The organism is Streptomyces sp. NPDC048473 (genome assembly GCF_043200155.1).
Taxonomy (GTDB): domain Bacteria; phylum Actinomycetota; class Actinomycetes; order Streptomycetales; family Streptomycetaceae; genus Streptomyces.
Genome location: NZ_JBICXE010000053.1, coordinates 1 through 26088 on the forward strand (window position 1 = coordinate 1; position 26088 = coordinate 26088).

Genomic DNA, 26088 nt, shown 5'->3' on the forward strand with positions numbered 1-26088 from the left:
CAACGTTCAGGCATCACGGTGCGGTACTCGAACAGCACGAAGGAACTGAGGGTCCCCACTCGGCGCTGCTACGAAGGAATTAGACAACGTTCGCCCTGTAGTTCGCGACGAGACGGTCGGGGTCCGCTCCTGGCCGACGTGATCCCGGCGAGACCGGGCGGCATAGCCGAGCGGGTGCAGACGCGGGAGATCGATGATGACGAGGGTCGTCGTCTGTTGCGGATGGTTCGGATCCGGCACCGTCGAAGTGCTGCGATAGTTGGCCTATGGCGATTTTCGAAGGCGCACGGGTGGAGATCCACGACGAGGTCTGGGGCGAGGACTGCGGGCAGCACACGGAACTCGGCCGCACCGTGTCAGTGTGGGGGCGTACCGCCTCTGGTGCCTGGCTCACCCGGGACGACGCGCGATGCTCGTTGGGTGAGGAGGACATCGACGTCCTGGTGGAGAACGACGGTTTCCTGTTCATCACCGTAGAGGGTGTGGAGCAGCTGGTCGAGCGGGTTGCCACCGCGTTTCCCGGAGCGGGTGTCCACTACTACTCCGAGGACGAGGGCGATGTTGAGGGAGAACTCGACGTGGCGGGAGTGGCACCCGTCTTTGAGATTGAGTACTTGATGGGGCGCGTGAAGGTCAATTAATGCCGTTTCAGGCAACGTTCGCCCTGGCGACGATCTGACGGAGGAGAGGGTCGGCGGCGTGCTTGTGCCGCCAGACGATGTAGCGGCAGATCATGCTTCCCTGCTCCTTGTGGCTGGCGTGATCGGTGCCGTCGAGGGCGAAGTAGCGCAGAGCGGTGAACCGGGCCTCGATCCGGTTGAGCCAGGAGCTGTTGGTCGGGGTGCAGGCGAGCTCCACGTTGTTGGCTTCCGCCCTCGTCGCGACGCGCTGGCACCGCTTCGGCGTCAGGTGCGGAGATGAATCTCCCGGACCTGCACACGTTCAGCCACGTGATCATTCTGACCGTCCGAGGCCGCCGGGCGCAGCAAACCGAGCGATGCGTCATGACAGGGCGAACGTTGCCTGATACGACACCAGGCCGTGGTGGTTGGTCGGCCGCCTGCCGGGAATCGCAACGGCTGCAAGGCGTGGGAGGAGTCCGGTGTCAAAGCCGCCGTCGGCGGGACGCTCACGATCGCCGACGGCGGCTCTCCGTGCAGGGATCGCGTGATCCCTCACCGCCGTGAGCGCGGCCAGATCGAACTCCCGGCCTGGAAGGAGGAGCACAATCGCTCCCACAAACAGGTCCGGGCTCGCGTCGAGCACGTCTTCGCCCGTATGAAGACCTGGAAGGCCCTCCGCGACTGCCGGCTCAAAGGCACTGCCGCTACTAGCACGTGCGCCGCGATGAACTGGACCAGACCACTGCCCCCGCTGCTTGCAACGCACCTTGACTGAGTCAAGGTGCGCGACCACCCAGTCAAGTGCGCTGGTCCCCACATGACCCTCAGAAACGATCAAGAGGCCGTTCCGGATTGCTCCACAAACGACCTCTGACCTGCGACTCTTTCGAGTCGGGACGACAGGATTTGAACCTGCGACCCCTTGACCCCCAGTCAAGTGCGCTACCAAGCTGCGCCACGTCCCGATACCCGCCTGACCTGGGGTTTCCCCCTGGCCGAACGCGCATGAGAACAATACCGCACTTCGACGGGTGGTCACGAACGCCTTTCCCGGCTTGACCTCAACCAAACTTGATGTTCAACGCTGGGTCCATGACGCACACGACTGCTGCGCCTACGGGCGACTACCGCGACATGAACCGGCTGATGAGCCTGATGACAGGGGACGAGAAGCACGGCCCCGCCGCGACCTCCACGCTGGATGCCCTCTGGGTGCTGTACGACCGGGTGCTGAGGGTGACGCCCGGCACCGTCGACGCGCCCGACCGCGACCGGTTCCTGCTGTCCAAGGGGCACGGTCCGATGGCGTACTACGCGGTCCTGGCTGCGCACGGCTTCTTCGGCGAGGAGCTGCTCTCCGGATTCGGGTCGTACGACTCACCGCTCGGGCATCACCCGGACCGGACGCTGGTGCCGGGGGTCGAGATCGGCAGCGGGTCGCTGGGGCACGGGCTGCCGCTGGCCGTGGGGAGTGTGCTCGGTCTACGGGCGCAGGGGCTGACCGACCCGAAGGTGTGGGTGCTGATCGGGGATGCCGAGCTGGACGAGGGCAGCAATCACGAGGCGCTCGCGTACGCGGGCCCGGCCGGGCTGGAGCAGCTGCACACCGTGGTGATCGACAACGCGTCGGCGACCTACGGCCGGCCCGGCGGCATCGCGGCCCGGTTCGAGGCCGCGGCCTGGTCGGTCGACTCCGTCGACGGACGGGACCACGAGGCGCTGTACGCGGCCTTCACGGCTCCGCATCCCGGGCGGCCGCGGGCCGTGGTCGCGCGGGTCGCCCCCAAGGGCTGAACGCACCGGGCGAAAGCCGAAGACACAGAAGCAACGAAACCGGAGAGGGACACTTCACATGGACACGATGCGTGACCGTTTCATCTCGACCACCTCGCAGCTGCTGGACGAGGACCCCCGCCTCGCGCTGGTGCTGGCCGAGATCAGCCGGGACGGCTTCGACCGGGCCGCGCGGGCCCATCCGGACCGGGTCATCAATGTGGGAATCAGGGAACAGCTGCTGATCGGTGCGGGCGCCGGGATGGCGCTCACCGGGCTGCGGCCGATCGTGCACACCTTCGCCAGCTTTCTGGTGGAGCGGCCGTTCGAGCAGGTCAAGCTGGACTTCGGCCATCAGGGAGTGGGCGGGGTGCTGGTGAGCGCCGGAGGTTCGTACGACTGGCCGGCCGGTGGGTTCACCCATATGTCACCGGGCGATGTCGCCCTCATGGACACCCTCGACGACTGGACGGTTCATGTCCCGGGCCACCCCGACGAGGCCGAGGCACTGCTGCGGCAGGCCGCGGCCGGGGAGAGCCGGGTGTACGTACGGCTGTCGCTGCAGTCGAACGACCGGGCGCGGCCGGTCGGCGCGGGGACCGGGTTCACCGCGGTGCGGGAGGGGACGGGCGGGGTGGTGATCGCGGTCGGGCCGATGCTCGACAATGTCCTCGCGGCGACCGGCGACCTCGATGTGACCGTGCTGTACGCGACGACGATCCGCCCGTTCGACGGGGCGGGGCTGCGCCGGGCGGTCGGTGAACACGGGGCAGCCGATGTGGTGATCGTCGAGCCGTATCTGGCAGGCACGTCCACGGCCGCGGCCAATGACGCGCTCGCCGAGCTGCCGCACCGCGTGCTGGGCCTCGGGGTGGGGCGGGCCGAACTGCGCAAGTACGGGGAAATGGACGAGCACCTCGCCGCCCACGGTCTGGATCCGCGGGGGCTGCGGGAGCGAATCGGCGGGTTCCTCCGCAGATGACCGGGGCGGTGGCCTTCGGACCGGGGGCAACCGCTCTCCCCCCAACCTGCGCCGGATGCCCCGAAGTCACCGAGTGCGCTCCCCGGCCTCTTGCACCTGAACCTACTGTCGACTACCCGGGACCGCAGTCCCGGGCTGGGACAAGTTCAGGTCGGTGTGCTCAACGGAGCCGCTCTCGACTTCGGAGCACGACTCGCCGGCTGATCCGTTCGCCTCGGCGCTCGCGAGCTGTACGTATCTGTCCCGGCTGCGGTACTGACCGGGCAGGTGCATGGAGCGGCCCCGGGTCGCTCGGATTCAGTGCGCGGCGAGCAGCTCCCTGTACCAGGCGAGCGTCGAATCCACTGTGGCGGCAAGGGGGTTGGGGGCGAGTGCATACGCCTTCTCGATGGCCGAGGAGTCGACGGTCTGCGCCTCCGTGTGCTGGTAGAACATCTCGGCGTACTCCGCCATGAAGACCTCGTCGAAGGGGCCGAACGGACGCGGTTCGTCGACGACCGTGATGTTCAGGGGGCGGCCGGTGCGTTCCTCGATCATCGCGAAGATCTGTCGGGTGGTCAGTGCCGGGGCGGTGGGCAGGTGCCAGACCCGGCCGTCACCATCCGGATTCTCACCCAGTGTGGCGAGCCCGGCGGCGACATCGCCGATGTAGGTGTAGCTGTGCGGCAGGTCGATGTCACCGAGGGCCGGGACCACTCCCCCGGTCAGCGCGGCCGGAAAGACGGCGCCCCCGAGGGTGGAGTTGAGGACGCCGGGCCCGACGAAGTCGGCGGACCGGCCGAGGACGACACGGAGCCGGCCTTCTCTGTGCGCCGCGAGATAGCGGGTGTCCAGTTCGGCACGCATCCGGCCCTTGCGGGTCGTCGCGTTCCACGGAGTGTCCTCGGTCATGACGGCACCGTGCGTCTCGCCGTACGGGTAGAGCGTGTCGAGGACTACCAGGCGCGCGCCGACTGCTTCGGCGGCTGCGAGAACCGACTCCTGGATGCGTGGCATCACCTCGACCTGGAGGTGATAGCCGACGTTGACGCAGTGGTACACGACGGCGGCGCCATCGGCCGCCACGCGGGCGCCGTCCGCGGTCGAGACATCGGCGGCGAACCGCTCGACGCCCTCGATCGCGGGCCCGTCGCCCGCCCGGTCGACGAGTCGGACCGGGTGGCCGCGGTGGGCCAGTTCGACGGCGAGCGCGGTGCCGGCCGGGCCGGCGCCGAGAACGACCTGAAGATCATGTGTTGCGGTCATGACATGCCCCTTTGGATCGACTCTTGATCAGCTGGATTCGCTTGATTCGCTACTGCCTCTTGCAACTGTTAGAGACAGTAACTCTTGCGACGAGTCATCGCAATACCCGCTGTTAGACTCCGTAACAAAAGTGAGTCCACCTAGCAAAGGGGAGTCGGCGATGGTCCGAGCCCAGCAGGGGCCGCGCGCCCGGTACCGGGAGCAGACTCGGTCGGAAATCAAGGAAGTCGCGCTTCAGCAGCTCGCCGAGGGTGGGGTCGGGGCGCTCGCGCTGACCCGTATCGCCAAGGAGATGGGGCTTTCAGGACCGGCGCTCTACCGCTACTTCGCCAGCCGGGACGATCTGCTGAGCGCACTGATCCGGGATGCGTACGACGATGCGGCAACGGCGATGGCCGAAGCGGCGAACGGTGCATCGGCCATCGCGCAGAGCCCGCGCGCACGGCTGCACATGCTTGCCGATGCCTACCGGGCCTGGGCGGTCGAGGAGCCGCACCGCTATCTGCTGATCCAGGGCGCGCCCGTGCCGGGCTATGTCGCTCCGGACGACACCTTGGACCGGGCCCGTGCCGTTCTCGGACCGTTCCTGGCGCTCTTCGCGGACGGGACACCGGGAGCCGGGGTCGCTGCGGTGGTGGCGGAGATGACGGCGTGGCTGGGCACGGACGAGGCCGTGGGCGCATGGGTGGCCGAGTACGCACCGGCTGCCGCCGGGGACACCGGGAGGTCGGCGCAGGCGTTGGCGGGTGCGGTGCTGGCGTGGGCGCAGCTGCACGGTTCGGTGGGGCTGGAGGCCGCAGGGCAGTTCGTGGGCATGGGGCACAGCGGCGCCACGTTGCTGGGCGCGCAGACGGAGATGCTGGCGGACGCGTTCGGCCTGAAGTGAGCAGAACAGCCGTCCTGTCCTCGATCGCCCCGGACGCGCTCGCGATTCGAGCCCGTCCGTGAAGGGGTCGCGGAGTCGGGCATCGGGCTCGACCAGGTCGTGGAGGGCGCGTTCACACGGGACGGCGGTTTCGCAGCGGCCCGGCGGCTGCCGGCCGCGGCCGGCATGTGTGTTCGCGGTCACCGATGCGATGGCGGTCGGTGCGCTCGTCGCGCTGCGGGACCGGTTCGCGGGGCGGCGGGCCCGGGGGGCGGGAGAGGTGGTGGTGCCGGCGGGCACGGGAACGCCGCCGGTGGGGTGACCGGCGGCGTTCGGGTGCCGAGGTGTCCTGCATCGTGATTTCGCCCGGCGACGAAGGGCGGACTGCTACGGGTGGACGAGCACCTGGGAAAGTGCCACGCGTCCCGTGCCGGACGTCACGATCTTCACCGTACGGGTCCGGCTGTCCAGGTTCAGGACCGTCGGGCGCAGTGCCTTCCCGCTCACGTGGACCGTTCCGTCGTCCGTGACGACATCGAAGTCGGCCGTCGTGGACGAGGAGTTGTTCCAGATCTCGATCTGACGGATGCGCTGTTCGCCGCCCAGGTCGACCTGCCACCAGGCGCCCGCCTCGGACAGCGTACGGGTGTCCGTGTTGGTGTCGGCGTCCAGCGCGAGCGCCGCGGCCGCCGTGCCCTCGGTGGAGGACTGGGTCGCTGTGCCGGTGCGCGCCAGGTCGGTCCGCAGCTGCTCGACCGGACCGCCGTGGGCGCCTGCCCGGGCTGCGACGGCGAGGGCTTCGGCCGGCAGTCGGTCCAGACCGGTGACGTTGTCCGTCATGGCCGAGCCGTTGCCGGCGAGTGCGGGCGCCGCCGTGTCGGTCCAGTTGCCCCGGGCGGTGTTCTGGATGCCGTAATCCGCCCAGTTCGAGACCCACTTGTAGCCGATGCGGGTGATGACGTTCTTCTCGACGACGATGTGCGAGGACTGTTCGTCGAGGTAGATGCCATTGCCGTCGCGCTCGGTGTTCCCGAAGGCGGAGCGGTTGATGTAGTTGCCGGAGACGACCGTGCCCGGCTGCGCACCCTGGGTGTAGATCGCGCCCCCGTCGTGCTGAGCCTGGGCAACTTCCATCACATTGGTGATGCGGTTGTCGGTCACCTTGTTGTCGCGTAGTACGGACTTCTGGGACTCGGGCTGGTTCCAGCCCCAGCCGACCGAGATCCCGGAGTACGGGAGGTGGTCCAGGCTGTTGTGCTCGACGGTCAGTTCGGCCTCGTAACCGGCCCAGATGCCCACCGAGTCGGTGTACTCGACGCCGGAGCGGGTGATGGTGTTGTACGCGATCGTGTTCCGCTCCCCCGCGAGCGCCGCCCCGGGCAGGGGCTCGGTGTCGCCCACGTACACCGCGCCCGAAGACAGATCGGTGAAGGACGAGCGGGTCAGGGAGCTGTCCTTGGTGCCCGCTTCGAAGATGGCGCCCGCCCCGCCGAGCCGGCTGAACCGGGCGTTCTCGATGCTGATGTGCTGTCCGCCGCGGACGGTGACCGCGGCGGACGGCTTGGTGTAGAAGCGGCCCGCGTGATCGACGGGGCCGGTGGCTCCGGTCAGGGTGAGACCGGCCTGCATGCCCGCGTAGCCCTCGTCGGTGTCCGGCTGGCGGTACGCCGCGTACGCGAAGCCGATCCCGCTGACGGTGACGTCGTGGGCACCGTCGACGACGAGCAGCTGTTCGGTGTGCGGAGTGATGGCCTGCGCGAGGTGCATGTTCTCGCCCTTGCGCGGCAGGTACGTGACGGTGCGGTTCTGCGGGTTCCACACGAACTCGCCCGGCTGGTCGAGGAGTTCGGGGGCGTTCTCGAAGAAGGCGACGCCGCTGTAGCGGGTGGAGTCGACCGCGGTGGAGTCCCAGGCGGGTCCGGTGCGGTTGGTGCCGCTCGCCGAGTTGGTCCAGCAGGGCTGGGCGAAGGTCATGACGTCGCCGCTGACGCCGGTGATCCGGCAGTGGTAGTTGCGCCAGCGGACCCGGATGACGGCTTCGGCGTCGGTGGGGCGCTGCCACCGGTCGATCCCGGTAGCCGTGGCGCCGGTCATGCCGGTCTTGGTGGCGTCGCAGGTGCTCGCCGCGCAGGCCGCGCCTCGGGCGCGGGTCGCTCGCCTGCCGTCGACGAAGAGCTGACGGGGCGTGACGCCGGCGGGGACGCCGGCGGTCCAGGTGCCGTCGGCGTTCTGCCGCCAGCCGGTGACGTCCTGTCCGCCGGAGAGGACGGGGCGGGCGCCGGGGGCCGCGGTCCAGGTGACCGTGCGGCCGTCCTTCCCGGAGTCGGCGGCGCCGAGCTTCAGGGGTTCGTCGAGCTTGTACGTACCGTTCTTCAGGAGTACGCGGACGTCGCGGCCGGTCTCGGTGCGGGCCTGGTCGCGGGCGCCTTCCGGGGTACAGGGGCGGGCGACCGTACAGGACGTGCCGTGTCCGTTCGGGGCCGCGTACAGGGTGCGGGTGCCCGGTGCGGCCTGGGCGGTCGGGGCGGCGAGCAGTGCGGCCAGGAAGGCGGCGGTGGCGGCAGCGGCGGTTCCTCGTACGACGTTCAGAGGGCGGCGGTTCACGCGGAGGCCTTCCAGTCGGGGTGGCCGGGCATGGGAGGGTTCACGGCTCCGAAGAGCCAGTCGCGCAGGAACGGGCCGAGGGACGGGTCGCCGGTGACGTCGACGGTGTGCCGGATGAAGGCCTCGCTGGTGTAGGTGGAGTCCTTGAAGCGCTTCACCCACTCACGCATGACCCGGTCGAACCGCCGCTGACCGATCTGAAGGCTGAGGGCGTACAGGACGAGTGCGCCACCGTCATAGATATTGGTGCCGCCGAGCGCCTTCGGGAGTCCGGGCGGGCCGTCGGTGGCGCGGATGGCGTCGAGCTTCGCGTACGTGGCCTTCATCTTGTCCTCGAAGACCGACCAGCCGCGCTCCTCGCCGTACAGGCCGGCGTAGTACACGGCGGGGCCCTCGTTGAGCCAGGCCTGCTGCCAGTCGTTCGGGGTGACGGAGTCGCCGAACCACTGGTGGACGAGCTCGTGGACCATGGTGGTCTCGTAGCCGGGCTGCCCGTCGGCGTTGAGCTTGAACCAGTTGGTGGAGAACAGGGAGAGGGTCTGGTTCTCCAGGGCGTCGGTGTAGCCGTCGTAGATGTGGACGCCGTAGACGGAAAACGGGTAGCGGCCGAACTTCGTCTCCAGCCAGGCCAGATGGTCGGCGGTGCGCGCGACGATCGGGCCGTACTTGTCCTCCTGGCCCTGCGGGACGATGTGCCGCAGCGGCAGTCCGCGGTGGCTGGTGCCGTACAGATAGGTGCCCTTGACGACGGCGATGCCGATGAGTTCGGTCGCCATGCGCTCGCGCAGGGCGAAGTGCCAGACGGTGGAGCCGTCGGCGCGCGGGGTCCTGTGGAGCAGTTCGCCGTTGGCGGCGGCGACATAGCCCTGCGGGGCGCTGATGTGGAAGGTCCACGTCGCCTTGTCGGAGGGGGTGTCGTTGCAGGGCAGGAAGGTGTCGGCGCGGGAGGACTGCGCGGCCGAGGCGAAGCCGCCGTCGGTACCGAACTTCCAGCCGGTCAGCCCGAGTCGGGGCGCCTTGCCATTGCCCCGGTAGCACACCTCGACGGTGAAGGCCTGCCCGTTGTGGAGCGGGCGAGCGGGGGTGATGGTGAACTCCTGGCCGCTCTTGCCGGGCGAGAGCTCCCAGGTGGCGGGGCGGCTGGCGACGGTGACGGAGTCGATGGAGTGGCCGTCGGTGTCCAGGTTGAACGCGGAGAGGTCCTGGGTGGCCCTGGCGTTGATCTTCACAGCGGCGGTGAAGTCGTAGGTCACCGGAGTGAAGTCGAAGGTGAGGTCGTAGTGGACGACCTGGTAGCCGCCGTTGCCGAGGGTCGGGAAAAGCGGGTCGCCGACGCCGTCGGAGCCGGGCTTCGGGTCGAAGCCGTGCGGCTGTGCGACGGCGGTCGAGCCGAGGGCGGGTACGGCGACGGCCGCTGCGACCGCCGCGCCGCCGAGTCTGAGGGCCGAGCGTCGCGTCGTCACTTCTTCCCCTTCTGGAAGGCGTCCTCGAACTCGCCGCGGGCCTGCTCGCCACCCTTGGCCAGGTAGTCCTTGACCAACTGGTCGTAGGCCGACATGGGCTTGCGGCCCGAGATGATGTCCTTCAGCGCGTCCCCCTTCAGCGTGTTGAGGCTGCCGGACCCCTTCGAGTCCCAGGTGGGCGAGGAGTACTGCAGCGTCGGGTCGGGCTCCATCATCGGGATCATCTTGGTGAAGGTGTCGTGGACGTGGCGGACGCCTTGTTCCGAGTCGGCGCTGAAGATGGCGGGGACGGCGGAGGCCATGAACTTCCAGGGCACGGTGACGTCCTGGGTGCCCTGCTTGGTGAGGGCCGGGTTGCCCTTGGCGTCACGGGTGAAGTCCTTGCCCTCGACGCCGTAGTTGATGAGCGTGTACTCCTCGCTGCCGAACGGGGAGGCTGCGAAGTCGGCGAGGGCCAGGATTTCCTTGACGCGGTCTCCGGACGCCTTCTTCACATGGGTGTTCTGGAGCGCGATGTTGTCCATCCAGGCGATGGCGTCCTTGCCGATCGGGACGAAGGGGCGCGGGTCGTACTTCGTGTCGATCGCCTTCATGGAGGCGATATAGCCGACACCGGGTGCCAGGTAGGTGGGCATGCCGTCGTAGACATAGGCGCCCTTGCCGTTCTTGAACATGTCCGTGTACTGGGCCTTCTGCGCCCCGGACATCTGGAGGGTGCCCGGGTAGTAACAGCCGGACTTGTACAGCAACCGTGCGGTCTCCACCGCCTTGCGGTACTCCGGGGTCTCCAGGTCGGCGGTGAACTTGCCGGTCTTCTCGTCCAGCCGCCAGAAGCTGGGCGCACCCGCGGACATGGCGAGCATGGAAGTGGCGCCCGCGATGATCGCGTACTGGTCCTTCTTGGGCCGGGTGAGCTCCTTGCACAACTCGACGAACCTGTCGAGGTCGGTGATCTGGTCGAGGCTCGTGACGCCGACCTCTTCGAACAGGTCGTGGCGGTAGACGCCGGCGCCACCGGTCCCGGTGCGGGCGATCGGGATGCCGTACAGCTTCCCGCCGAAGATGGCGGCCTGCCAGGCGCCCTTCGGGATCGCGGCCAGGTTCGGGTAGTCCTTGATCTTGTCCCCGGCGAGGTACGGGGTCAGGTCGGCGCACTTGGCCTGGAGGAAGGCGGCCTTGTTGTCGACGCCGCCACTCTCCGGGTACATGAAGAGATCGGGCAGGCTGTCGCTGGCGACCATGGTGGAGAACTTGGTGCCGTAGTCGTCGGCGGGGACGGCGGTGATGTTCACCTGGCCGCCGAGGAGCTTCTCGATCTCCTGCCAGGCAGCGTTCTTGCCACGCGCGGGCGGCGGCGGGGAGAAGGTCTCCATCGTCGCACTGATCGGCTCTGCGCCCTTGAGCGGTCTGCCCTTCGTGGCCCGCAGCGGCTTGGCCGGGTAGCTGAAGTAGCCCTGCGGAACACCGGCGGCGGTGCCCTGGAGGTCAGGCTTGAGGCCGATATTGCGGACCGCGGTGTCCGGCAGCAGCGAGGCGCTCTTGGCCTCCGCCTTCGCGGTCGTGCCGCCGTCGCCGCAGGCGGCGAGCAGCGGGGCGGCGGCCAGTCCCAGACCGACGCCCGCACCCATGCGGAACAGTGCTCTGCGGTTGATGGGGGTGGAGCTCGACACCTGAATCTCCTTGAGAAGAGGGGAAGGAAGGAGTGGGGGGCGGTGGCTGCGCTCAGCCCTTGATGGCGCCTGTGAGCACGCCCTTGGTGAAGTAGCGCTGGAGGAACGGGTAGACACAGAGGATCGGTACGACGGCGATCACCAGAACCGCCATCTGCACGGCCTGCTGCGGGGCGAGCACCTCGCCGGCCGAGGCGGCGTTCAGGCTCTGGCCCTGCAGGACATAGGTGCGCAGCACCATCGGCAGCGGCCACTTGTCGGAGTCGTTGAGGTACAGGAGCGAGTTGAAGAAGGCGTTCCAGTACGTCACCGCGTAGAAGAGGCTGATCACGGCGAGGACGGCCTTGGACAGCGGCAGGACGATCCGCACCAGGATGCGGAAGTCCCCGGCCCCGTCGACCCTTGCGGCGTCGTACAGCTCCTCCGGCAGGTTCATGAAGAAGGACCGCAGGACGACCAGGTTGAAGGCGCTGACCAGCGTGGGCATGACGAGCGCCGCGTAGGTGTCGTACAGGCCGAGTCCCTTGACCAGCAGGAAGTTCGGGATGATGCCCGCGTTGAAGAGCATCGTGAACAGGGCCGTCATCAGGATGAAGCGGGAGCCCGTGACGTCGCGGCGGGAGAGTCCGTACGCCATGCCGACGGTGACGAGCAGGCTGGCGAGCGTGCCGAGGACGGTGATGCCGACGGAGACGATCAGCGCGCGGGTGACGACTCCGCCGGTGAAGATGGTGCGGTAGGCGTCCAGGTTGGGGTGGTCCGGCCACAGGACGAGGCCGGAGCTCTTGATGATGTCGGTCTGCGAGGCGAAGCTCGTGCCGATGACGCCGACCAGCGGGTAGGCGACGGCGAGGACGACCACGACGATGGCGACCGCCTTGGCGATCTGCCCGATACGGGTCGGCCGCTCCATCCACGGGGGCCGGCCGTCGGGCTTCCGGGCGGTGGCGGGCGGGGACGCCGGTGCGGTGGATTCCGATGTGGCGCGCGTTTTCTCAGCGGTCAGCACCGCGGTACACCCCTTCGTGGCCGAGTCGGTGGGCGAACTTGTTCGCGCCCAGGACGAGTGCGGTGCCGATCACTGCCTTGACCAGTCCGACGGCTGCGGCGACGCCCCAGTCGTTGTCCTTGATGCCGTGGTAGTAGACGTAGGTGTCGAGGACCTCGCCGGCGTCCGGGCCGACCGCGTCGCGCTGGAGCAGGATCTGCTCGAAGCCGACGGAGAGGATCTGCCCGAGGTTGAGGATCAGCAGCAGGATGAGTACGGGGGCGATGCCCGGCAGAGTCACGTGCCAGAGGCGGCGTCGCGGGCCCGCGCCGTCGATCGCGGCGGCCTCGTACTGCTGTCTGTCGATGTTCAGCAGCGCGGCGAGGATGATGATCGTGCCCCAGCCGGCGTCCTTCCAGGCCACCTGGAGGGTCAGCAGCCAGGGGAAGGCGTCGGGGTCGCTCATCATGTCGTAGCGCGGCAGCCCCAGACCGCCGAGCACGTCGGGCAGGAGCCCGGCGCCGCCCAGGATCTGCTGGAAGATCGAGACGATGATGACCCAGCCGATGAAGTGCGGCAGATAGACGACGCTCTGCACGAAGCGCCTGATGCGGTCGCTGGCGATGCTGTTGAGCAGCAGGGCCAGGGCGACCGGGACCGGGAAGAAGAACACCAGCTGGACGAGGGCGATCTCCAGGGTGTTGAACGTCGCGGACCAGAAGGCCGGCTCACCGAACGCCGCGGAGAAGTTGGCGAACCCCACCCAGACGCTGTGCATGTAGCCGAGGTACGGCTGGTAGTCCTGGAACGCCACGACATAGCCGAGCAGCGGTATGTAGTGGAAAACGACGAAGTACAGCAGGCCGGGCAGGGTGAGCAGCAGCATCACCCGGTCCCGCTTGATCCGCTGCCAGAGCGTCAGCCGGTGCTGTGCGACGAGGGCCTGGGCAGCGGGCGGGGAGGGTATTTCAGCCTTCTGCCGCCGCTTCTCCCGCGGCAACGGGGTTGCTGTTTCAGCCATGGTGCGTCCTGTTCGGCTGGGTGGCGCATGGTGAGCCTTCTGGGGCCGCAAGTTAGTAAGCGGTTAACCCAAGCGTCAAGAGATGCACGCGAACGTCTTCGTTACGCAATGCTCCCTGGCAGCCATTACGGTGCGGCGAAGCCATAAATAGTCACCCAAAACGGCTAGTTGACCAGGGGAAGCGCTTGACGGTCGGCCATCGAACTACCTAGCGTTCCGGTCATTCCATAGAACGCGATTACTATCCGGAGGCAGGGTGCGTGCGAACCACCGAAGAGGCACCGGCTCATTCCGGTAGCGATGCTGCGGCACCGCCCCCGCGACGGCCGCGCACGGTCCTGGCCATGAGCCCCGGACTGCTCGACGACGTCTTTCCGCCATCGGTACGGGCCCGTCTCGAAGAGACCGCCGACCTCCTCAATCCGTCCGTGATCAGCGAGTTCGACTCTCCGGACGCCACCGCGGCGCTGAATGCGGCCGAGGTCCTGCTCACCGGCTGGGGCTGCCCGCCCGTCGACGCCGCGCTGCTGGACCGGGCACCCGCCCTGCGTGCCGTGATCCATGCGGCCGGCACGGTGAAAACGTTTCTGTCCCCGGACGCGTTCGACCGCGGAATCGTCGTCTCCTCGGCCGCCGCCGCCAATGCCGTACCGGTCGCCGAGTTCACCCTGGCGGCGATCATCATGGGCGCCAAACGAGTCTTTCCGCTGGCCGGGCTCTTCCGCACCCGGCGCACCCACCGCACCGGCGCCGACCTCGACCGCCAGCACTGGCTCGGCACGCACGGCCTGACCATCGGCATCGTCGGGGCGTCCCGGATCGGCCGCCGCGTCATCGAACTGCTCCGGGTCCTCGATGCGGAAGTGCTGCTGTACGACCCGTATGTCGGCGCGGCCGAGGCGGAGCTGCTCGGTGTCACCCCGACCGACCTGGACACCTTGGTGGCGACCAGCGATGTGGTGAGCGTCCATGCCCCCGACACGCCGGAGACCCGAGGGATCATCGACGCCAGGCGGATCGGCCTGATGCGGCCCGGCACCCTGCTCGTCAACACCGCCCGCGGCCCCCTGGTGGACACCGAGGCGCTGACCGGGCACCTGGTCAGCGGGCGGCTGGATGCCGTTCTCGATGTGACATCGCCCGAGCCGCTGCCGGACGGCCACCCGCTGTGGGACCTGCCGAACGTCTTCCTCACCCCGCATCTCGCGGGCGCCCAGGGCAACGAGGTGGGTCGGCTCGGGGCCCTCGCCGTGGACGAGCTGGCGCGGTACGCGCAGGGCACACCGTTCGGCCACCCGGTGCACCGGGCCGACCTGGGGAGGATCGCATGAGCTCCGTCCCGGCGCAGGCTCTAGGCTCAGCGTCACACAACAGCCACCAGGGGGTGAGCCGGATGCGCCGGCAGAGCACAGCCGCGGACGGACAACGGCGCGCGACGGTCACCGATGTCGCACGGCGCGCGGGCGTCTCGACGGCCACGGTCTCCCGCGTACTCAACCGCAACTACCCGGTCGCCGAGGCGACCCGGGAGCGTGTCGAGTCCGCCATGCGCGAGCTCGGCTATGTCGTCAACGCCCATGCCCGTGCGCTGGCCGGCGTCTCCAACCGCACCGTCGGCATCATCGTCAACGAGGTCATCGACCCGTTCTACGCGTACATCGCGCGCGGCGTGGAGCGGGAGGCGGCGCTGGGCGGACGGCTCTGCCTGGTCTGCTGCACCCAGGGCGACCCGCAGCGCGAGCTGGCCTTCATCGATCTGATGCATGAGCGCAGGGCGGATGCGGTGGTCGTGGTCGGCGGGTCCATCGCGGACCGCGGCTACACCTCCGAGCTGGCCCGCAGGGCGCGCGAGCTGGACGCGGGCGGATCGAAGCTCGTGCTGTGCGGCAGGCCGCCGCTGGGCGAGCAGGCCCCGACCGCCGCGGTCGAGTACGACAACGAGGGCGGCGCCTTCGCCATCACCGACCATCTGCTGATGCAGGGGCACGAGCGGATCCTCTACCTCGGCGGCCCGCCCAAGCTCTCCACCACCCGCGACCGGCTGGCCGGGCACCAGCGGGCCCTGCAGCTGCGCGGTATCGCCCCGGACCCCGAGCTGGTCCAGCCGGGTGCCTTCAGCCGTAACTTCGGGTACCGGCGGATGGCCGAACTGCTGCGGGACGGACCGGACTTCACCGCGGTCTTCGCCGCCAACGACATGGTGGCGGCGGGCGCGGCACAGGCACTGGAGGAGGCCGGGGTACGGGTGCCGAAGGACGTGTCCCTGGTGGGGTACGACGACATTCCGGTGGCCCAGGAGCTGCGGCCGCGGCTGACCACCGTCCATGTGCCGCTGGAGGAGATGGGGCGCCAGGCGGTACGGCTGGCCGTCACCGGCGGGGACGAGGACGACTGGCGCGAGCCGACCACGGGTGCGCTGCGGCTCGGCACCCACATCGTGGTACGCGATTCCGTGGCACCACGGCCCGGCCGGTCCACCCGGATGTGACCGGTTACTTCCCTCCTGTCCGCAGTTGGCCATAGAAAATCACAGTAACTTCCTGACTCCTCTTGCCTCGCGATAGCAACCGCTTACATGCTGGCGCCGAGCAGCTCCCGTTCCGCACGCTTCCGCCCCTCACTCGTTTCTGCAGGGAGAGTTCCGCATGCGCATACCCACAGACTCCGCCGGCCGCTCCACCGCCCCTTCCTCTGCTTCCTCCCCCGTCGGCCGGCGTTCCGTTCTCGCCGCCGCGGCCGGAGCGGGAGCGGCGATCGCCCTGGGCACCGGCACGGCCCGGGCCGCGACGGCCGGCACCTCCTCCGGTCCGCGGGGGGCCCGCCCGGTCCGGTTGACCGTGACCGCCCGGCCCGCCGCCGAGGCCGAGCGGCTGCGGCTCGGACAGGCCCTGCGCGGCTCGGAGTTCCAGCCCACCGGCCTGTATGTCCCGCCCGGCACCCCGCTCTCCCTCACCGTCCAGCCGTACGACGATCTGCTGCCCACCCTCTGGATCGGCGCCTGGGACTACTACGGCGAGATCACCGAGCCCCGCAGTTATCCGTTGACCGCCGGTGCGAACACCGTGACGGACCCGCACGGCGGCCCGGTCTATCTCACCCTGACGGGCCGTGGCGAGCGAGCTGGTGTGCTGGTCCGCTCCGGCGCCGTACCCATGCCGGTCTTCACCCTGGGCCGCACCTCGGAGGCCGACTACCAGCAGCAGCTGGACACGCTCACCGCATCGCCGTACGCCGAACTCCATGCGCCTCACACGATCATGACGCTCACCCGTGAGGGCGCACTGCTGTACCGCGGCGAGGACCATGCCGCACTGCTCGGGCTGGTCGAGACGATCATCGACTCGCATGCCCGGATCAGCGGTCTCGACGGTTCGAAGCCGGTGCACCGGCGCAAGGCGGGGCCGTACCACTTCACCGAGGTCAGCAAGGTGCCGACCGGTGTCGGCGCCTACGCCACGCACGGCTACAACGGCTTCCCCCGCGCCTATCTCGACCGGGCCACCACGGTGGAGGGGCTGCGGACCCGTGGCTGGGGGCTGTACCACGAACTCGGCCATCTCCATCAGCAGATGGCGTACAAGCCGGGCGGTCTCACCGAAGTCACCGTCAACATCTACTCGCTGGCCGCGCAGCGCACCCTGAAGCAGCCGTCCAACCTCCTCACGATCGACGCGACGACCGGACTCACCTGCTTCCAGTCCGCGCAGCGCAAGTTCGGCACCGCCGGGCTGACGTACGAGAAGTCCTTCGGCGCCTACGAGAAGCTCGTCCCGCTGCGCCAGCTGGAGCTGGCCTTCGGTGACGACTTCTGGCCGCGGATGCACAAGCTGGTGCGGGAGGAGAACCCGCAGTCGGACTACACGGAGAACGACAAGCGCTACCGGGCCCTCGCCACCTACTCCAGCCGAGTCGCCGGATACGACCTCACGGACTTCTTCGTGAACACCTGGGCGTTCCCGATCGACTCCATCGGCAAGGCCGAGCTGGCCGCGCTGAACCTGCCGAAGCCCCCCGTCGACCCGTCCGCACTGGCCGACTGACCGCGGCGACAAGGAGCCATCGTGAACCTCAGCAGAAGAACCCTTCTCGCGGCGAGCAGCGCCACGGCCGTCACAGCCGCGACGACGCTCATGACATCGGCCGGCGCCGCGCATGCCTGGCCCGTCGCGGCCGCATCCGCCGAAGCCGCGGCGACCGCCGACTTCGACACCCTGCTCCAGCGGGCCGAAGCGCTGCTCACCGGCGGCGGGTTCGACCCGGCCGACACCGACTTCACCGCAGCGCTCGCGGCCCTGGACACCACAGCCAAGGGTCTCTGGGACACCGTCGACCGCAGCGCCGGACGGACCGCGCTCTGGCCCGACCTCGCACCGCTCACGGACCCGGGCAACTTCGGTCAGAGCTACACCCGGCTGCGTACGATCGCGGTCGCCTGGGCGACCGAGGGCACCTCCCTCGCCGGGAGCACGGAGGTGGCGGACGCGCTCGTCGCCGCGCTGCGCTTCACATACGACACCGCGTACAACCCGGCCAAGCGCGAGACCGGCAACTGGTGGTTCTGGGAGATCGGCGCCCCGCGTGCCCTGATGGACTGCTCCGTCATTCTCCGCGACCGGCTTCCCGCAGCCGATCTGACGGACTATCTGTCGGTCGTCGACCGGTTCTGCCCGGACGCGGACCGTCGTACCAACTCCCCCACGCTCGCCGAGACCGGCGCGAACCGCACCGACAAGGCCGTCATCGTGGCGCTGCGCGGACTGCTGGGTCAGGACGCCGCCAAGCTCGCCTCCGCCCGTGACGCGCTCTGCGATGTACGCGACTCGGGCCGCAACAGCCTTTTCCGTTATACGAGTTCGGGTGACGGCTTCTACGAGGACGGTTCGTTCGTCCAGCACGACGTGGTCGCCTACACCGGTTCGTACGGCATCGTGCTGCTGGGCGGCACGGCCTATCTGCTGGCGCTGCTGGCGGGCTCCGAGTGGGCGGTCGCCGACCCGAGGGTGTCGGTGATGTACGAGGCCGTCGAGCGGACCTTCGCCCCGGTGATCTTCGACGGCCTGATGATGGACTCGGTGCGCGGCCGGGCGATCTCCCGGGAACGCGCCGGTGACCACCGCGACGGTGCGACGGCCATCGCCGCGATCCTGCTCCTCGCGACCGGCGCACCCGCCGAGTACGCGGGACGCTGGCGGGCACTGGTCAAGGGCTGGCTGACCCGCAACCGCACCACTGCCTTCACCGCTCTTGCGACACTGCCCCAACTCGCCCTGGCGAAAGCCGTCCTGAACGACGGAACCGTTGAGGCCGAGGCGCGTACGACCGGAAACTTCGTCTTCGCCGACATGGACCGTGTCGTGCACCGCCGCCCCGGCTGGGCCTGCGCGCTGTCGCTTTCGTCGAAGCGGATCTCGGCGTACGAGGCGGGCAACGGCGAGAATCTGCACGGCTGGTACACCGGCGACGGCATGACGTATCTGTACGACGGCGACGACCTGGGGCAGTTCAACGACGGCTTCTGGCCGACCGTCGATCCGTACCGGCTCCCCGGCACCACGGTCGATACCCGGCAGCGGACCGATCTCGGCACGGGCGCGGGTACGTCCACCTACCGTCCGACGAACGCCGTCGCGGGCGGGGCCGTGCTGGACGGCCGGTACGGGGCTGCCGCGATGGAGGTGATCGGCGCCCAGGACACCACCCTGCGGACGAAGAAGTCCTGGTTCCTGCTGGACAACGCGGTGATCGCGCTCGGCGCGGGCATCACGGCGAGCGACGGCCGGCCCGTCGAGACGATCGTCGAGAACCGCAATCTCGGCGCGGACGGCCGGCACCGGCTGCTGGTCGACGGCGTCCGGCAACCCGTCGAGCAGGGCTGGGCCCAGGACTTCGGCCGAGCACGCTGGGCGCATGTCGACGGCGTGGGCGGCTATGTCTTCCCCGGGGGGACCGCCCTGCACGCCCTGCGCGAGCAGCGCACCGGCACCTGGCGGGCCATCAACACCGGAGCGGACACGGGCGGCAGTACCGATCCCGTCACCCGCCGCTATCTCACGCTCTGGGTCGACCACGGCCTCTCCCCCACCGACGACCGGTACGCCTATGTGCTGCTGCCCGGCGCATCGGCGGCGGCGACCTCGGTCTGGTCGCACTCACGGCCGGTCCGGATCATCGCCAACGACGCCACCGCTCAGGCCGTGGAGGTACGCCGGGCAGGACTGACCGCGGTGAACTTCTGGGGCGCCGGGACCGCGGCCGGGATCACCGCCTCCGGTCCGGCGTCGGTGCTCGTGCAGCGCCGGGGCGGGCACGTCTGCGTCGCGGTCGCCGACCCGGGCCGGACACTCACCACGCTCTCGGTCGAGCTGCCGTTCCGCGTACGGTCGGTGGTGGACGCCGATGACACGGTGAGCCTCGTCCCGGGCCGCAGGCCCGTACTCACCGTCGCCGTCGGCGGCTCACGCGGCCACACCCACCGAGCCGAACTCATCCAGTAACCCGCCCCTTCGTAACCCCTCCGAGGAGCAGCACCACCATGTCCGTCGCACCGCATCTGCAACTGCCGCCGCCCGACCGGCTCCTGTCCTCCCGTACCGGCTGGACCCGGGCCCACTGGGAGGCGACGGCCGACCGGATGCTGGACGCGCTGGTGCCGTACGCGACACCCGGCTTCGCGCAGTACCGGCTGCCCGGCCGCAACAGCTGGTCGGGCGTCGTCTCGGACGGTCTCGAAGGATTCGCCCGGTCGTTCCTGCTCGCCGCCTGCCGGATAGCGGGCGCGGGCGGGGCGGTCGATCCCGCACTGATCGAGCGGTACACGGCGGGCCTGGCCGCGGGCACGGACCCCGGGAGCGGGGAGTCCTGGCCACGGCTGACGGACTGTTCGCAGCAGATGGTGGAGGCGGCGTCGGTCGCGGTCGCGCTGCACGAGACCCGGCCGTGGATCTGGGACCGGCTGGACGCCCGGGTCCAGGAGCGGGTCGTCGACTGGTTCTCCGGCTTCGTCGGCGGGCGTACCTGGGACAACAACTGGCGGCTCTTCCAGGTGGTGTCCGAGCAGTTCCTCGCCTCGGTCGGCGCCCCGTACAGCCGATCCGACATCGAGAGCAATCTGGACAGGATCGAGGACTGGTACGTCGGTGACGGCTGGTACACCGACGGGGACGGCCGGAACTTCGACTACTACATCGGCTGGGCCATGCATCTGTACCCGCTGTTGTGGTCGCGGATCGCGGGCCCCGACGACGGGGGCAGGTCCGAGGTCTACCGGCAGCGGCTCAGCCGGTTCCTGGAGGACTACCCGCACTTCTTCGGCTCCGACGGTGCCCCGGTCCACCAGGGACGTTCGCTGACGTACCGGTTCGCCGCTCTCGCACCGGTGTGGATGGGGGCGCTGGCCGACTGCTCCCCGCTCGCGCCGGGTCTCACGCGCCGGCTCGCCTCGGGCACGATGCGGCACTTCGCGGAGCGCGGTGTGCCGGACGAGCGGGGGCTGCTGACACTCGGCTGGTACGACACGTTCCTGCCGAGCACCCAGCCGTACTCCGGTCCCGCATCGCCGTACTGGGCGAGCAAGGGCTTCCTCGGGCTTCTGCTCCCGGCGGACCATCCGGTGTGGACGGCGCGCGAACTCCCGCTGCCCATCGAGGAGTCCGACCAGTACACCGCGCTGCCCGCGACCGGCTGGCTGCTGCACGGCACCCGCGACGACGGCATCGTGCGGCTGATCAATCACGGCAGCGATCACAATCCGCCGTACGACGACGCGGCCGACCCGTCCGAGGGTGCGGACGATCCGCACTACGCGAAGTTCGCGTACTCGACGGCGACGGCACCCGAAGCCGCCCCGCACGCCGTGGCACGCTCCATCGACGGCCATCTGGCGCTCGTGGCCCCGGACGGCACCCCTTCGCTGCGCCGCCGGATCCATCCGTTGCGTTGCAAGGACCGCGTCGCCGCCTCCTGGTACGCGGCCCGGCTGCCCGGTGACGGTCATCCGTACCGGATCGAGACGACGAGTGTGCTGCACGGCCCGTGGGAGATCCGGGTGCACCGGGTCGAGGCGCCCGAGGGTGCGGTGGTGCGGGAGGGCGGTCACGCGGTCGCTCATGTGGAGAGCCCGTTCGCCGTGTCGGGCCCCGGCTGGGCACTCGCCCGTACGGCCGACGGCCTGAGCAGCGCCCTGATCGCGCTGTACGGCTGGGACGGTGAGACCGAAGGGGCGGCTGTGGCGCGTGACGTCCAGTCCAATGCGTACGGACCGCGTTCCGCGATCCCGTACCTGCGCAGCCGGCCGCACCCGGGCGGGCGGAGCATCCATGTCTCGCTGGTCGCCCTCTCCCGGGACACCGTGCATCCCGAGGCGCTGCGCGACTCGGTGCGGGTGCAGGCAGGTGCGGACTCGGTGGTGCTGACGTTCCTGGACGGTACGACGGTCGAGGTCTGACCGCGGTCAGATGCCGATGCTGTTCCCCTCCCGCTGGTCGATGTGCCCGACGAGTTCCTGCGCCAGGGACTTGATCGTGTCGAGTCCTGCCCTGCCCCACGGACGGGGCACGGTGTCGACCGCGCAGACGGCACCCAGGGCGATGCCTCTGCGGTCGATGAGGGGCGCGCCGAGGTAGGAGCGGATGCCTATTTCGTCGACCACCGGGTTCCCGGCGAATCGTGGGTAGTCGCAGACGTCCTCCAGGACGAGCGCCTTGCGCCGTACGACCACATGCGGGCAGTAGCCGCGGTCGAGGGCCACATACCGGCCGCCGCGGCCGCTGCCCGCGGCCGTGGCGCCAAGGTCGAAGCCCTTGTGCGTGCCGGCCGGGGTGTGCAGTCCGGCGTAGAACTGCCGGTTCCCGTCGATGAAGTTGACCATCGAGAAGGGAACTTCGGTCACTTCGGCCACCCGGTCGGCGAAGGCGTCGAAGTTGTCGAACGAGGCATCGGCACGTTCCCCGAGGCCCAGGGTCCGCAGCCGCTGGGCACGGACGAAGGCGTCGCGGTCGACAGGCGTGAGCAGCAGCCGGCCACCGGCATGCCGGGTCACGGGTGGGCTCCGAATCCGGACAACGGGGCCGGGGCGGAGGTGGCGTTGATCAGGTGCTGGACCAGCGTGACCAGTGCCCCGGTGCCGGAGCTGGCGATCCGGGCGTCGCAGAGCACGACCGGCACGTCCGGTCCCAGGTCGAGTGCGGCCCGTACCTCCTCGGGCGCGTAGCGGTAGGCGCCGTCGAACTCGTTCACCGCGACGATGAATCCGATGCCGCGCCGCTCGAAGAAGTCGACGGCGGCGAAGCACTCCGCGAGCCTGCGGGTGTCCGCGATCACGACCGCTCCGAGCGCCCCCTGGGAGAGCTCGTCCCACATGAACCAGAAGCGTTCCTGGCCCGGGGTGCCGAACAGATACAGCACATGCTGCTCGTCGAGCGTGATGCGGCCGAAGTCCATCGCCACGGTGGTGGAGGTCTTGGACTCGATGCCGTCGAGGCTGTCGGTGGCGGCGCTGACCTGGGTCAGCAGCTCTTCCGTGCTCAGCGGTGCGATTTCGCTGACTGCGCCGACAAAGGTCGTCTTGCCGACGCCGAACCCGCCTGCCACCAGCACTTTGAGCGCGACGGGAAAGCCTTCGGAACCACCGGACTCATACGCGCCACCGGGATCATAGGCTCCACCGGAGTCGCCGTAGCCTTCCGGATGGCCATGGCTTCCATAGCTTCCGAAGCCTTCGGAGCTTGCGCTGTTCTCGTACGCGGCGGAGCTGCCGAAGCCGTCAGAGCTGTCGTCGTAAGCCATCGAGCACTGCCTCCAGCAGAGATCGGTCGGTGGGCATGTCATGGAAGGCCGGCGGGTGCGCGGTGACTGCCCCGCAGTCGACCAGGTCGGAGACAAGCACCTTGGTGACAACTGCGGGCAGCCGTAGATGGGCGGCGATCTCGGCCACCGAGGTGGGGCCGCCGCACAGCCCCAGCGCGACGGAGTGCTCGGGACCGAGATGGATCTGCGGCTCGGTCCCGGTGGCCATCACCAGGGAGAGCAGATCGAGCACGGTCGTCGGACGGGTACGGCCGTTGCTCACGGTGTACGGGCGGATGAGCCGGCCTGCCGCGTCGTCGAGCAACGGCCCGTCCTGCGGAACCGACACCCTCACAGCCCCGTGGCGCTCGGTGTCCCGGCCGCTTGTCTCGCCGGAGTCATCAGATAGGGCCGGACGCTCTTGACCAGCATGGTCATCTCGTAGCCGAGCACCGCCGCGTCCGCCTCGCGGCCGGCGAGTACGGCGAGGCAGGTGCCCGACCCGGCGGTGGAGACGAACAGCAGCGTCGAGTCGAGCTCGACCACCACCTGGCGTACGTCGCCGCTGTCGCCGAAGCGCGCGCCGGCGCTGCGGCCGAGCGAGTACAGGCCGGCGGCCAGCGCCGCCATGTGGTCGGCGCTGTCGGCGTCCATGCCGTGGAGGGATTTCACCAGCCCATCGGCGGAGAGAAGGACTGCGCTGCGTGTGTACGGCACGCGCTGGACCAGTCCGCTCAGCAGCCAGTCGAGGTCCGAGACCTGACCGGACGGCATATCGGTCGCCATGGTGCATCTACTCCTTGGAGGTATTCGCTTCGAGGGTGTCGGTGGCTGGGGCCACGTCCGGATCCAGGGACGGATCCGAAGACGCATCCGGGGCCGGGTGCGGAGCGACGGTCGCGGTGAGTCCGCGGACCGGCAGCGGTCCGGGCGGGGCCTGGGGCTGCCAGGTCTGCGGGGCCGCCGCTTCGAGGCTTGTGTCCGCGCCCCGGTCGGTGTCCGCCTCGGATTCGGCACGGGCCTCCGCGAGTTCGATGCCCCGCCGGAACGCCGCCACGAGTCCCGGGTCGTGCAGAGCTTGTTCGCTCTCGGTGCGCGGGGCCGGTGCCTCCCTGAGCTGCGGAACCAGGTGCTCCTGGTTGGCGCGCCTGGGGAGTTGGGGCCGGCCCATGGTGCCGCGTACGACTCCGGGCTCGGAGTGGAGAGACGCGGGGGCATCGTCCGTGCGCCGGATTCCGGGGCGGGCCTCGGCCGGGGTGGGGCGGTCGAGGCGCTCGGCGCGCAGCGGGAGCGGTGGGGCTTCGCCCTCGCGTCGCACCTGCTGGGGTGATTGATGCAGGCGGAGCGGTTGAGTGGGTACGTACGGCTGCCGGTTGGCGCTCGCCTGCGGGGCCGGTGCCGCGGCCGGCCCCGGACCGGGGTTCAGGCTCGGGTTCGGCTTGTGGTGGCTTCCGGTGTCGTCCTCGGCCGGCGGACGGTGTACGGGCCCCGGGGGCGGCACCGGAGCTGCGCCGCCCTCGGCCGGAGCGTCCCCGTCCACGCCCAGCAGGGTCTGCGGGAGGACGAGTACGGCCTGCGTGCCTCCGTAGATGTTGCTCTGCAGCCGGACCGCGATGCCATGCCGTCGGGCGAGTGACGCGACGACGAACAGGCCGATCCGGCCGTCCTGCAGGAGATGGGCCACATTGACCTGGTCGGGGTCGGCGAGCAGGGCGTTCATCCGCTTCTGCTCGTTGCCCGGCATTCCGAGGCCCCGGTCCTCGACCTCCAGGGCCAGTCCGGCGGTGACCTGCTGGGCGCGGAGCAGCACTTGGGTGTGCGGGGCGGAGAACACGGTGGCGTTCTCCACCAGTTCGGCCAGCAGATGGATCACATCGGCCACGGCGTGTCCGCGCAGGGTGCCGTCGATCGGCGGTACCAGTTTGACCCGTGGGTACTGCTCGACCTCGGCGATCGCCGAGCGCAGGACCTCGGTCATGCTGACCGGGTTGCTCCACTGGCGCCGGGAGACGGCGCCACCGAGGACGGCGAGGTTCTCGGCGTGCCTGCGGATGCGGGTGGCGAGATGGTCGACGTGGAAGAGGCCCTTGAGCAGATCGGGGTCCTCGACCTTGTGCTCCAGCTCGTCGAGCAGCTGGATCTCGCGGTGTACGAGCGACTGCAGCCGGCGGGCGAGATTGACGAAGACCTCGACCTTCTGGTCCTCGCCGGTGTGGTCGGAGAGCCGGGACGCCTGCACGACCGCGGCCACGGCGACTTCCTGCTGGCGGCCGAGTTGCTGTGCGAGCAGCTCGAAGGCGTCGCTGCCGGGCGCGGCGGGCTGCGCGGGTCTGCGTGCGGGCACGGGTTCGCCGTTGCGGAGCTGTTCCACCACCCGCTGGAGTTCGGCCTGGCCCTGTGCGCTGGCGCGGCGGAGCGCCAGACAGCGGCCGAAGACGGTGGTGGCGACGCGGTTGGCGGCGAGGTACGCGGCCAGCACGGCGGCGACGGCCAGCACGGCGGCCACGCCCAGCGCGATCCACAGTTCGGCGGACGGCCGGGCTCCGGTGGAGCGGACGGTGAAGATGACCGCTGCGGCTCCGCTCAGCACCGCGGCGACGGTCGGCAGCACCGCGGTGCGCAGGAGTTGGGGGCGTATACGCGCCTCGTGGGACAGCTGGGCGGCGCGCGGCCTGGCCGTGGCCGAGTGGGAACGGGCACCCGGCCGGCCGTGCCGTCCGCCCTCTCGGCGTTCCGGTCGCGCTTCGGGTGCGCGAAGTTGAGACATCAGTGTCCTCGGTACGTGGGGCACCAGGAATCGGCGTTCATGCGGTGGCACCTACGGTGGTCGGTCAGGCTCGTTTCATCGGTCGGGCAGGCTCGAAAGACATGAGCCCACCGTTGATCACCGGGCACACACGGTAGTCGTCAATCACGCAGGTGCGACGGGCAGTTGTCGAACTTGCCCGCCATCCGTCCCGCTCTGGTATGACATCTCGCACGGGAGACCGATTACGCCGCATTGACACCTGGTCGGCGGACACCCGAACGGCCTACGGGAGCGAACCCCTGAACACACGGAACGGCTCGGC

20 protein-coding genes, 1 tRNA gene and 2 pseudogenes are annotated in these 26088 nt (G+C 69.6%); 10 read left to right on the forward strand and 13 right to left on the reverse strand.

The genetic code is table 11. From position 1 onward, the window contains the following. Nucleotides 1–266 precede the first annotated feature (266 nt). On the forward strand, nucleotides 267–641 hold the full coding sequence (locus ACGFU7_RS41310) for a hypothetical protein (protein ID WP_393703265.1): 375 nt from the start codon (nucleotides 267–269) through the stop codon (nucleotides 639–641). 7 nt (nucleotides 642–648) lie between these two features. On the opposite strand, the pseudogene ACGFU7_RS41315 reads toward ACGFU7_RS41310, so the two are convergent. Then, a pseudogene (locus ACGFU7_RS41315) lies at nucleotides 649–918 on the reverse strand (transposase); the annotation flags it as partial. Nucleotides 919–1041: 123 nt separating this feature from the next. Here ACGFU7_RS41315 and ACGFU7_RS41320 point away from each other — a divergent pair. Further along, a pseudogene (locus ACGFU7_RS41320) lies at nucleotides 1042–1398 on the forward strand (transposase family protein); the annotation flags it as partial. Nucleotides 1399–1514: 116 nt separating this feature from the next. Here ACGFU7_RS41320 and ACGFU7_RS41325 read toward each other — a convergent pair. Beyond that, nucleotides 1515–1588 (reverse strand) — tRNA-Pro (locus ACGFU7_RS41325). A gap of 127 nt (nucleotides 1589–1715) precedes the next feature. Here ACGFU7_RS41325 and ACGFU7_RS41330 point away from each other — a divergent pair. Both ACGFU7_RS41330 and ACGFU7_RS41335 read left to right on the forward strand, forming a co-directional pair. Then, a complete protein-coding gene (locus tag ACGFU7_RS41330; protein ID WP_393703267.1) occupies nucleotides 1716–2417 on the forward strand; it encodes a transketolase in 702 nt (233 codons plus the stop codon). A 58-nt stretch (nucleotides 2418–2475) separates the two neighbouring features. After that, nucleotides 2476–3378, forward strand: a complete 903-nt coding sequence (locus tag ACGFU7_RS41335) for a transketolase family protein (protein WP_393703269.1) — start codon at nucleotides 2476–2478, stop codon at nucleotides 3376–3378. Nucleotides 3379–3675: 297 nt separating this feature from the next. Here the strand turns inward: ACGFU7_RS41335 and ACGFU7_RS41340 are convergent, their stop codons facing one another. Beyond that, nucleotides 3676–4623, reverse strand: a complete 948-nt coding sequence (locus tag ACGFU7_RS41340) for an NAD-dependent epimerase/dehydratase family protein (RefSeq protein ID WP_393703271.1) — start codon at nucleotides 4621–4623, stop codon at nucleotides 3676–3678. Between the two features lie 160 nt (nucleotides 4624–4783). On the opposite strand from ACGFU7_RS41340, the gene ACGFU7_RS41345 reads away from it, so the two are divergent. Next, a complete protein-coding gene (locus ACGFU7_RS41345) occupies nucleotides 4784–5509 on the forward strand; it encodes a TetR/AcrR family transcriptional regulator (protein ID WP_393703272.1) in 726 nt (241 codons plus the stop codon). Nucleotides 5510–5875: 366 nt separating this feature from the next. Here the strand turns inward: ACGFU7_RS41345 and ACGFU7_RS41350 are convergent, their stop codons facing one another. The 5 genes from ACGFU7_RS41350 to ACGFU7_RS41370 all read right to left on the reverse strand — a co-directional run bounded on the left by ACGFU7_RS41350 (nucleotide 5876) and on the right by ACGFU7_RS41370 (nucleotide 13234). Then, a complete protein-coding gene (locus ACGFU7_RS41350) occupies nucleotides 5876–8092 on the reverse strand; it encodes a right-handed parallel beta-helix repeat-containing protein (RefSeq protein ID WP_393703274.1) in 2217 nt (738 codons plus the stop codon). Further along, nucleotides 8089–9555, reverse strand: a complete 1467-nt coding sequence (locus ACGFU7_RS41355) for a M1 family metallopeptidase (protein WP_393703276.1) — start codon at nucleotides 9553–9555, stop codon at nucleotides 8089–8091. Before ACGFU7_RS41355 ends, ACGFU7_RS41350 begins: the two co-directional genes overlap by 4 nt. Continuing rightward, nucleotides 9552–11225 carry an extracellular solute-binding protein gene (locus ACGFU7_RS41360; protein WP_393703277.1) on the reverse strand — a complete coding sequence of 558 codons (1674 nt, stop codon included), beginning with the start codon at nucleotides 11223–11225 and terminating at the stop codon, nucleotides 9552–9554. Before ACGFU7_RS41360 ends, ACGFU7_RS41355 begins: the two co-directional genes overlap by 4 nt. 52 nt (nucleotides 11226–11277) lie before the next feature. Then, nucleotides 11278–12138 carry a carbohydrate ABC transporter permease gene (locus ACGFU7_RS41365; protein WP_393703312.1) on the reverse strand — a complete coding sequence of 287 codons (861 nt, stop codon included), beginning with the start codon at nucleotides 12136–12138 and terminating at the stop codon, nucleotides 11278–11280. An 82-nt stretch (nucleotides 12139–12220) separates the two neighbouring features. After that, entirely contained in the window at nucleotides 12221–13234 is a 1014-nt protein-coding gene (locus tag ACGFU7_RS41370) for an ABC transporter permease (RefSeq protein ID WP_393703278.1), read from the reverse strand. 344 nt (nucleotides 13235–13578) lie between these two features. Between ACGFU7_RS41370 and ACGFU7_RS41375 the strand changes: the two genes are divergently transcribed. The 5 genes from ACGFU7_RS41375 to ACGFU7_RS41395 all read left to right on the forward strand — a co-directional run bounded on the left by ACGFU7_RS41375 (nucleotide 13579) and on the right by ACGFU7_RS41395 (nucleotide 21677). Beyond that, complete coding sequence (locus ACGFU7_RS41375; protein ID WP_393703280.1) at nucleotides 13579–14565, forward strand: hydroxyacid dehydrogenase; 987 nt, start codon at nucleotides 13579–13581, stop codon at nucleotides 14563–14565. 62 nt (nucleotides 14566–14627) lie between these two features. Then, the gene (locus ACGFU7_RS41380) at nucleotides 14628–15722 is read left to right on the forward strand and encodes a LacI family DNA-binding transcriptional regulator (RefSeq protein WP_393703282.1); all 1095 of its coding nucleotides are present in this window, start codon (nucleotides 14628–14630) and stop codon (nucleotides 15720–15722) included. 157 nt (nucleotides 15723–15879) lie between these two features. Beyond that, nucleotides 15880–17274, forward strand: a complete 1395-nt coding sequence (locus ACGFU7_RS41385) for a M60 family metallopeptidase (protein ID WP_393703283.1) — start codon at nucleotides 15880–15882, stop codon at nucleotides 17272–17274. A gap of 21 nt (nucleotides 17275–17295) precedes the next feature. Next, the gene (locus ACGFU7_RS41390; protein ID WP_393703285.1) at nucleotides 17296–19728 is read left to right on the forward strand and encodes a polysaccharide lyase 8 family protein; all 2433 of its coding nucleotides are present in this window, start codon (nucleotides 17296–17298) and stop codon (nucleotides 19726–19728) included. Between the two features lie 38 nt (nucleotides 19729–19766). After that, the gene (locus ACGFU7_RS41395) at nucleotides 19767–21677 is read left to right on the forward strand and encodes a DUF2264 domain-containing protein (RefSeq protein WP_393703287.1); all 1911 of its coding nucleotides are present in this window, start codon (nucleotides 19767–19769) and stop codon (nucleotides 21675–21677) included. Between the two features lie 6 nt (nucleotides 21678–21683). On the opposite strand, the gene ACGFU7_RS41400 is transcribed toward ACGFU7_RS41395, so the two are convergent. From ACGFU7_RS41400 to ACGFU7_RS41420, 5 genes are read right to left on the reverse strand one after another with little or no spacing between them, the layout of a single operon-like run. After that, nucleotides 21684–22271, reverse strand: coding sequence for a GAF domain-containing protein (locus ACGFU7_RS41400; protein WP_393703289.1), 588 nt, complete (start codon nucleotides 22269–22271; stop codon nucleotides 21684–21686). Beyond that, nucleotides 22268–23017: an ATP/GTP-binding protein gene (locus tag ACGFU7_RS41405; RefSeq protein WP_393703291.1), complete on the reverse strand. Its 750-nt coding sequence runs from the start codon at nucleotides 23015–23017 to the stop codon at nucleotides 22268–22270. The genes ACGFU7_RS41400 and ACGFU7_RS41405 overlap by 4 nt, the downstream gene beginning before the upstream one ends. Then, on the reverse strand, nucleotides 22995–23366 hold the full coding sequence (locus ACGFU7_RS41410) for a DUF742 domain-containing protein (protein ID WP_327271533.1): 372 nt from the start codon (nucleotides 23364–23366) through the stop codon (nucleotides 22995–22997). The genes ACGFU7_RS41405 and ACGFU7_RS41410 overlap by 23 nt, the downstream gene beginning before the upstream one ends. A gap of 2 nt (nucleotides 23367–23368) precedes the next feature. Beyond that, a complete protein-coding gene (locus ACGFU7_RS41415; protein ID WP_393703293.1) occupies nucleotides 23369–23803 on the reverse strand; it encodes a roadblock/LC7 domain-containing protein in 435 nt (144 codons plus the stop codon). A 7-nt stretch (nucleotides 23804–23810) separates the two neighbouring features. Next, a complete protein-coding gene (locus tag ACGFU7_RS41420) occupies nucleotides 23811–25784 on the reverse strand; it encodes a sensor histidine kinase (RefSeq protein WP_393703295.1) in 1974 nt (657 codons plus the stop codon). Between the last annotated feature and the right edge of the window lie 304 nt (nucleotides 25785–26088).

What these genes read in the sequence shown, in the direction of transcription:
- ACGFU7_RS41310 (WP_393703265.1), top strand. Translation starts at nt 267, where the DNA reads ATGGCGATTTTCGAAGGCGCACGGGTGGAGATCCACGACGAGGTCTGG.
- ACGFU7_RS41330 (WP_393703267.1), top strand. Translation starts at nt 1,716, where the DNA reads ATGACGCACACGACTGCTGCGCCTACGGGCGACTACCGCGACATGAAC.
- ACGFU7_RS41335 (WP_393703269.1), top strand. Translation starts at nt 2,476, where the DNA reads ATGGACACGATGCGTGACCGTTTCATCTCGACCACCTCGCAGCTGCTG.
- ACGFU7_RS41340 (WP_393703271.1), bottom strand. Translation starts at nt 4,623, where the DNA reads ATGACCGCAACACATGATCTTCAGGTCGTTCTCGGCGCCGGCCCGGCC.
- ACGFU7_RS41345 (WP_393703272.1), top strand. Translation starts at nt 4,784, where the DNA reads ATGGTCCGAGCCCAGCAGGGGCCGCGCGCCCGGTACCGGGAGCAGACT.
- ACGFU7_RS41365 (WP_393703312.1), bottom strand. Translation starts at nt 12,138, where the DNA reads ATGGAGCGGCCGACCCGTATCGGGCAGATCGCCAAGGCGGTCGCCATC.
- ACGFU7_RS41370 (WP_393703278.1), bottom strand. Translation starts at nt 13,234, where the DNA reads ATGGCTGAAACAGCAACCCCGTTGCCGCGGGAGAAGCGGCGGCAGAAG.
- ACGFU7_RS41375 (WP_393703280.1), top strand. Translation starts at nt 13,579, where the DNA reads ATGAGCCCCGGACTGCTCGACGACGTCTTTCCGCCATCGGTACGGGCC.
- ACGFU7_RS41380 (WP_393703282.1), top strand. Translation starts at nt 14,628, where the DNA reads ATGCGCCGGCAGAGCACAGCCGCGGACGGACAACGGCGCGCGACGGTC.
- ACGFU7_RS41385 (WP_393703283.1), top strand. Translation starts at nt 15,880, where the DNA reads ATGCGCATACCCACAGACTCCGCCGGCCGCTCCACCGCCCCTTCCTCT.
- ACGFU7_RS41395 (WP_393703287.1), top strand. Translation starts at nt 19,767, where the DNA reads ATGTCCGTCGCACCGCATCTGCAACTGCCGCCGCCCGACCGGCTCCTG.
- ACGFU7_RS41405 (WP_393703291.1), bottom strand. Translation starts at nt 23,017, where the DNA reads ATGGCTTACGACGACAGCTCTGACGGCTTCGGCAGCTCCGCCGCGTAC.
- ACGFU7_RS41415 (WP_393703293.1), bottom strand. Translation starts at nt 23,803, where the DNA reads ATGGCGACCGATATGCCGTCCGGTCAGGTCTCGGACCTCGACTGGCTG.
- ACGFU7_RS41420 (WP_393703295.1), bottom strand. Translation starts at nt 25,784, where the DNA reads ATGTCTCAACTTCGCGCACCCGAAGCGCGACCGGAACGCCGAGAGGGC.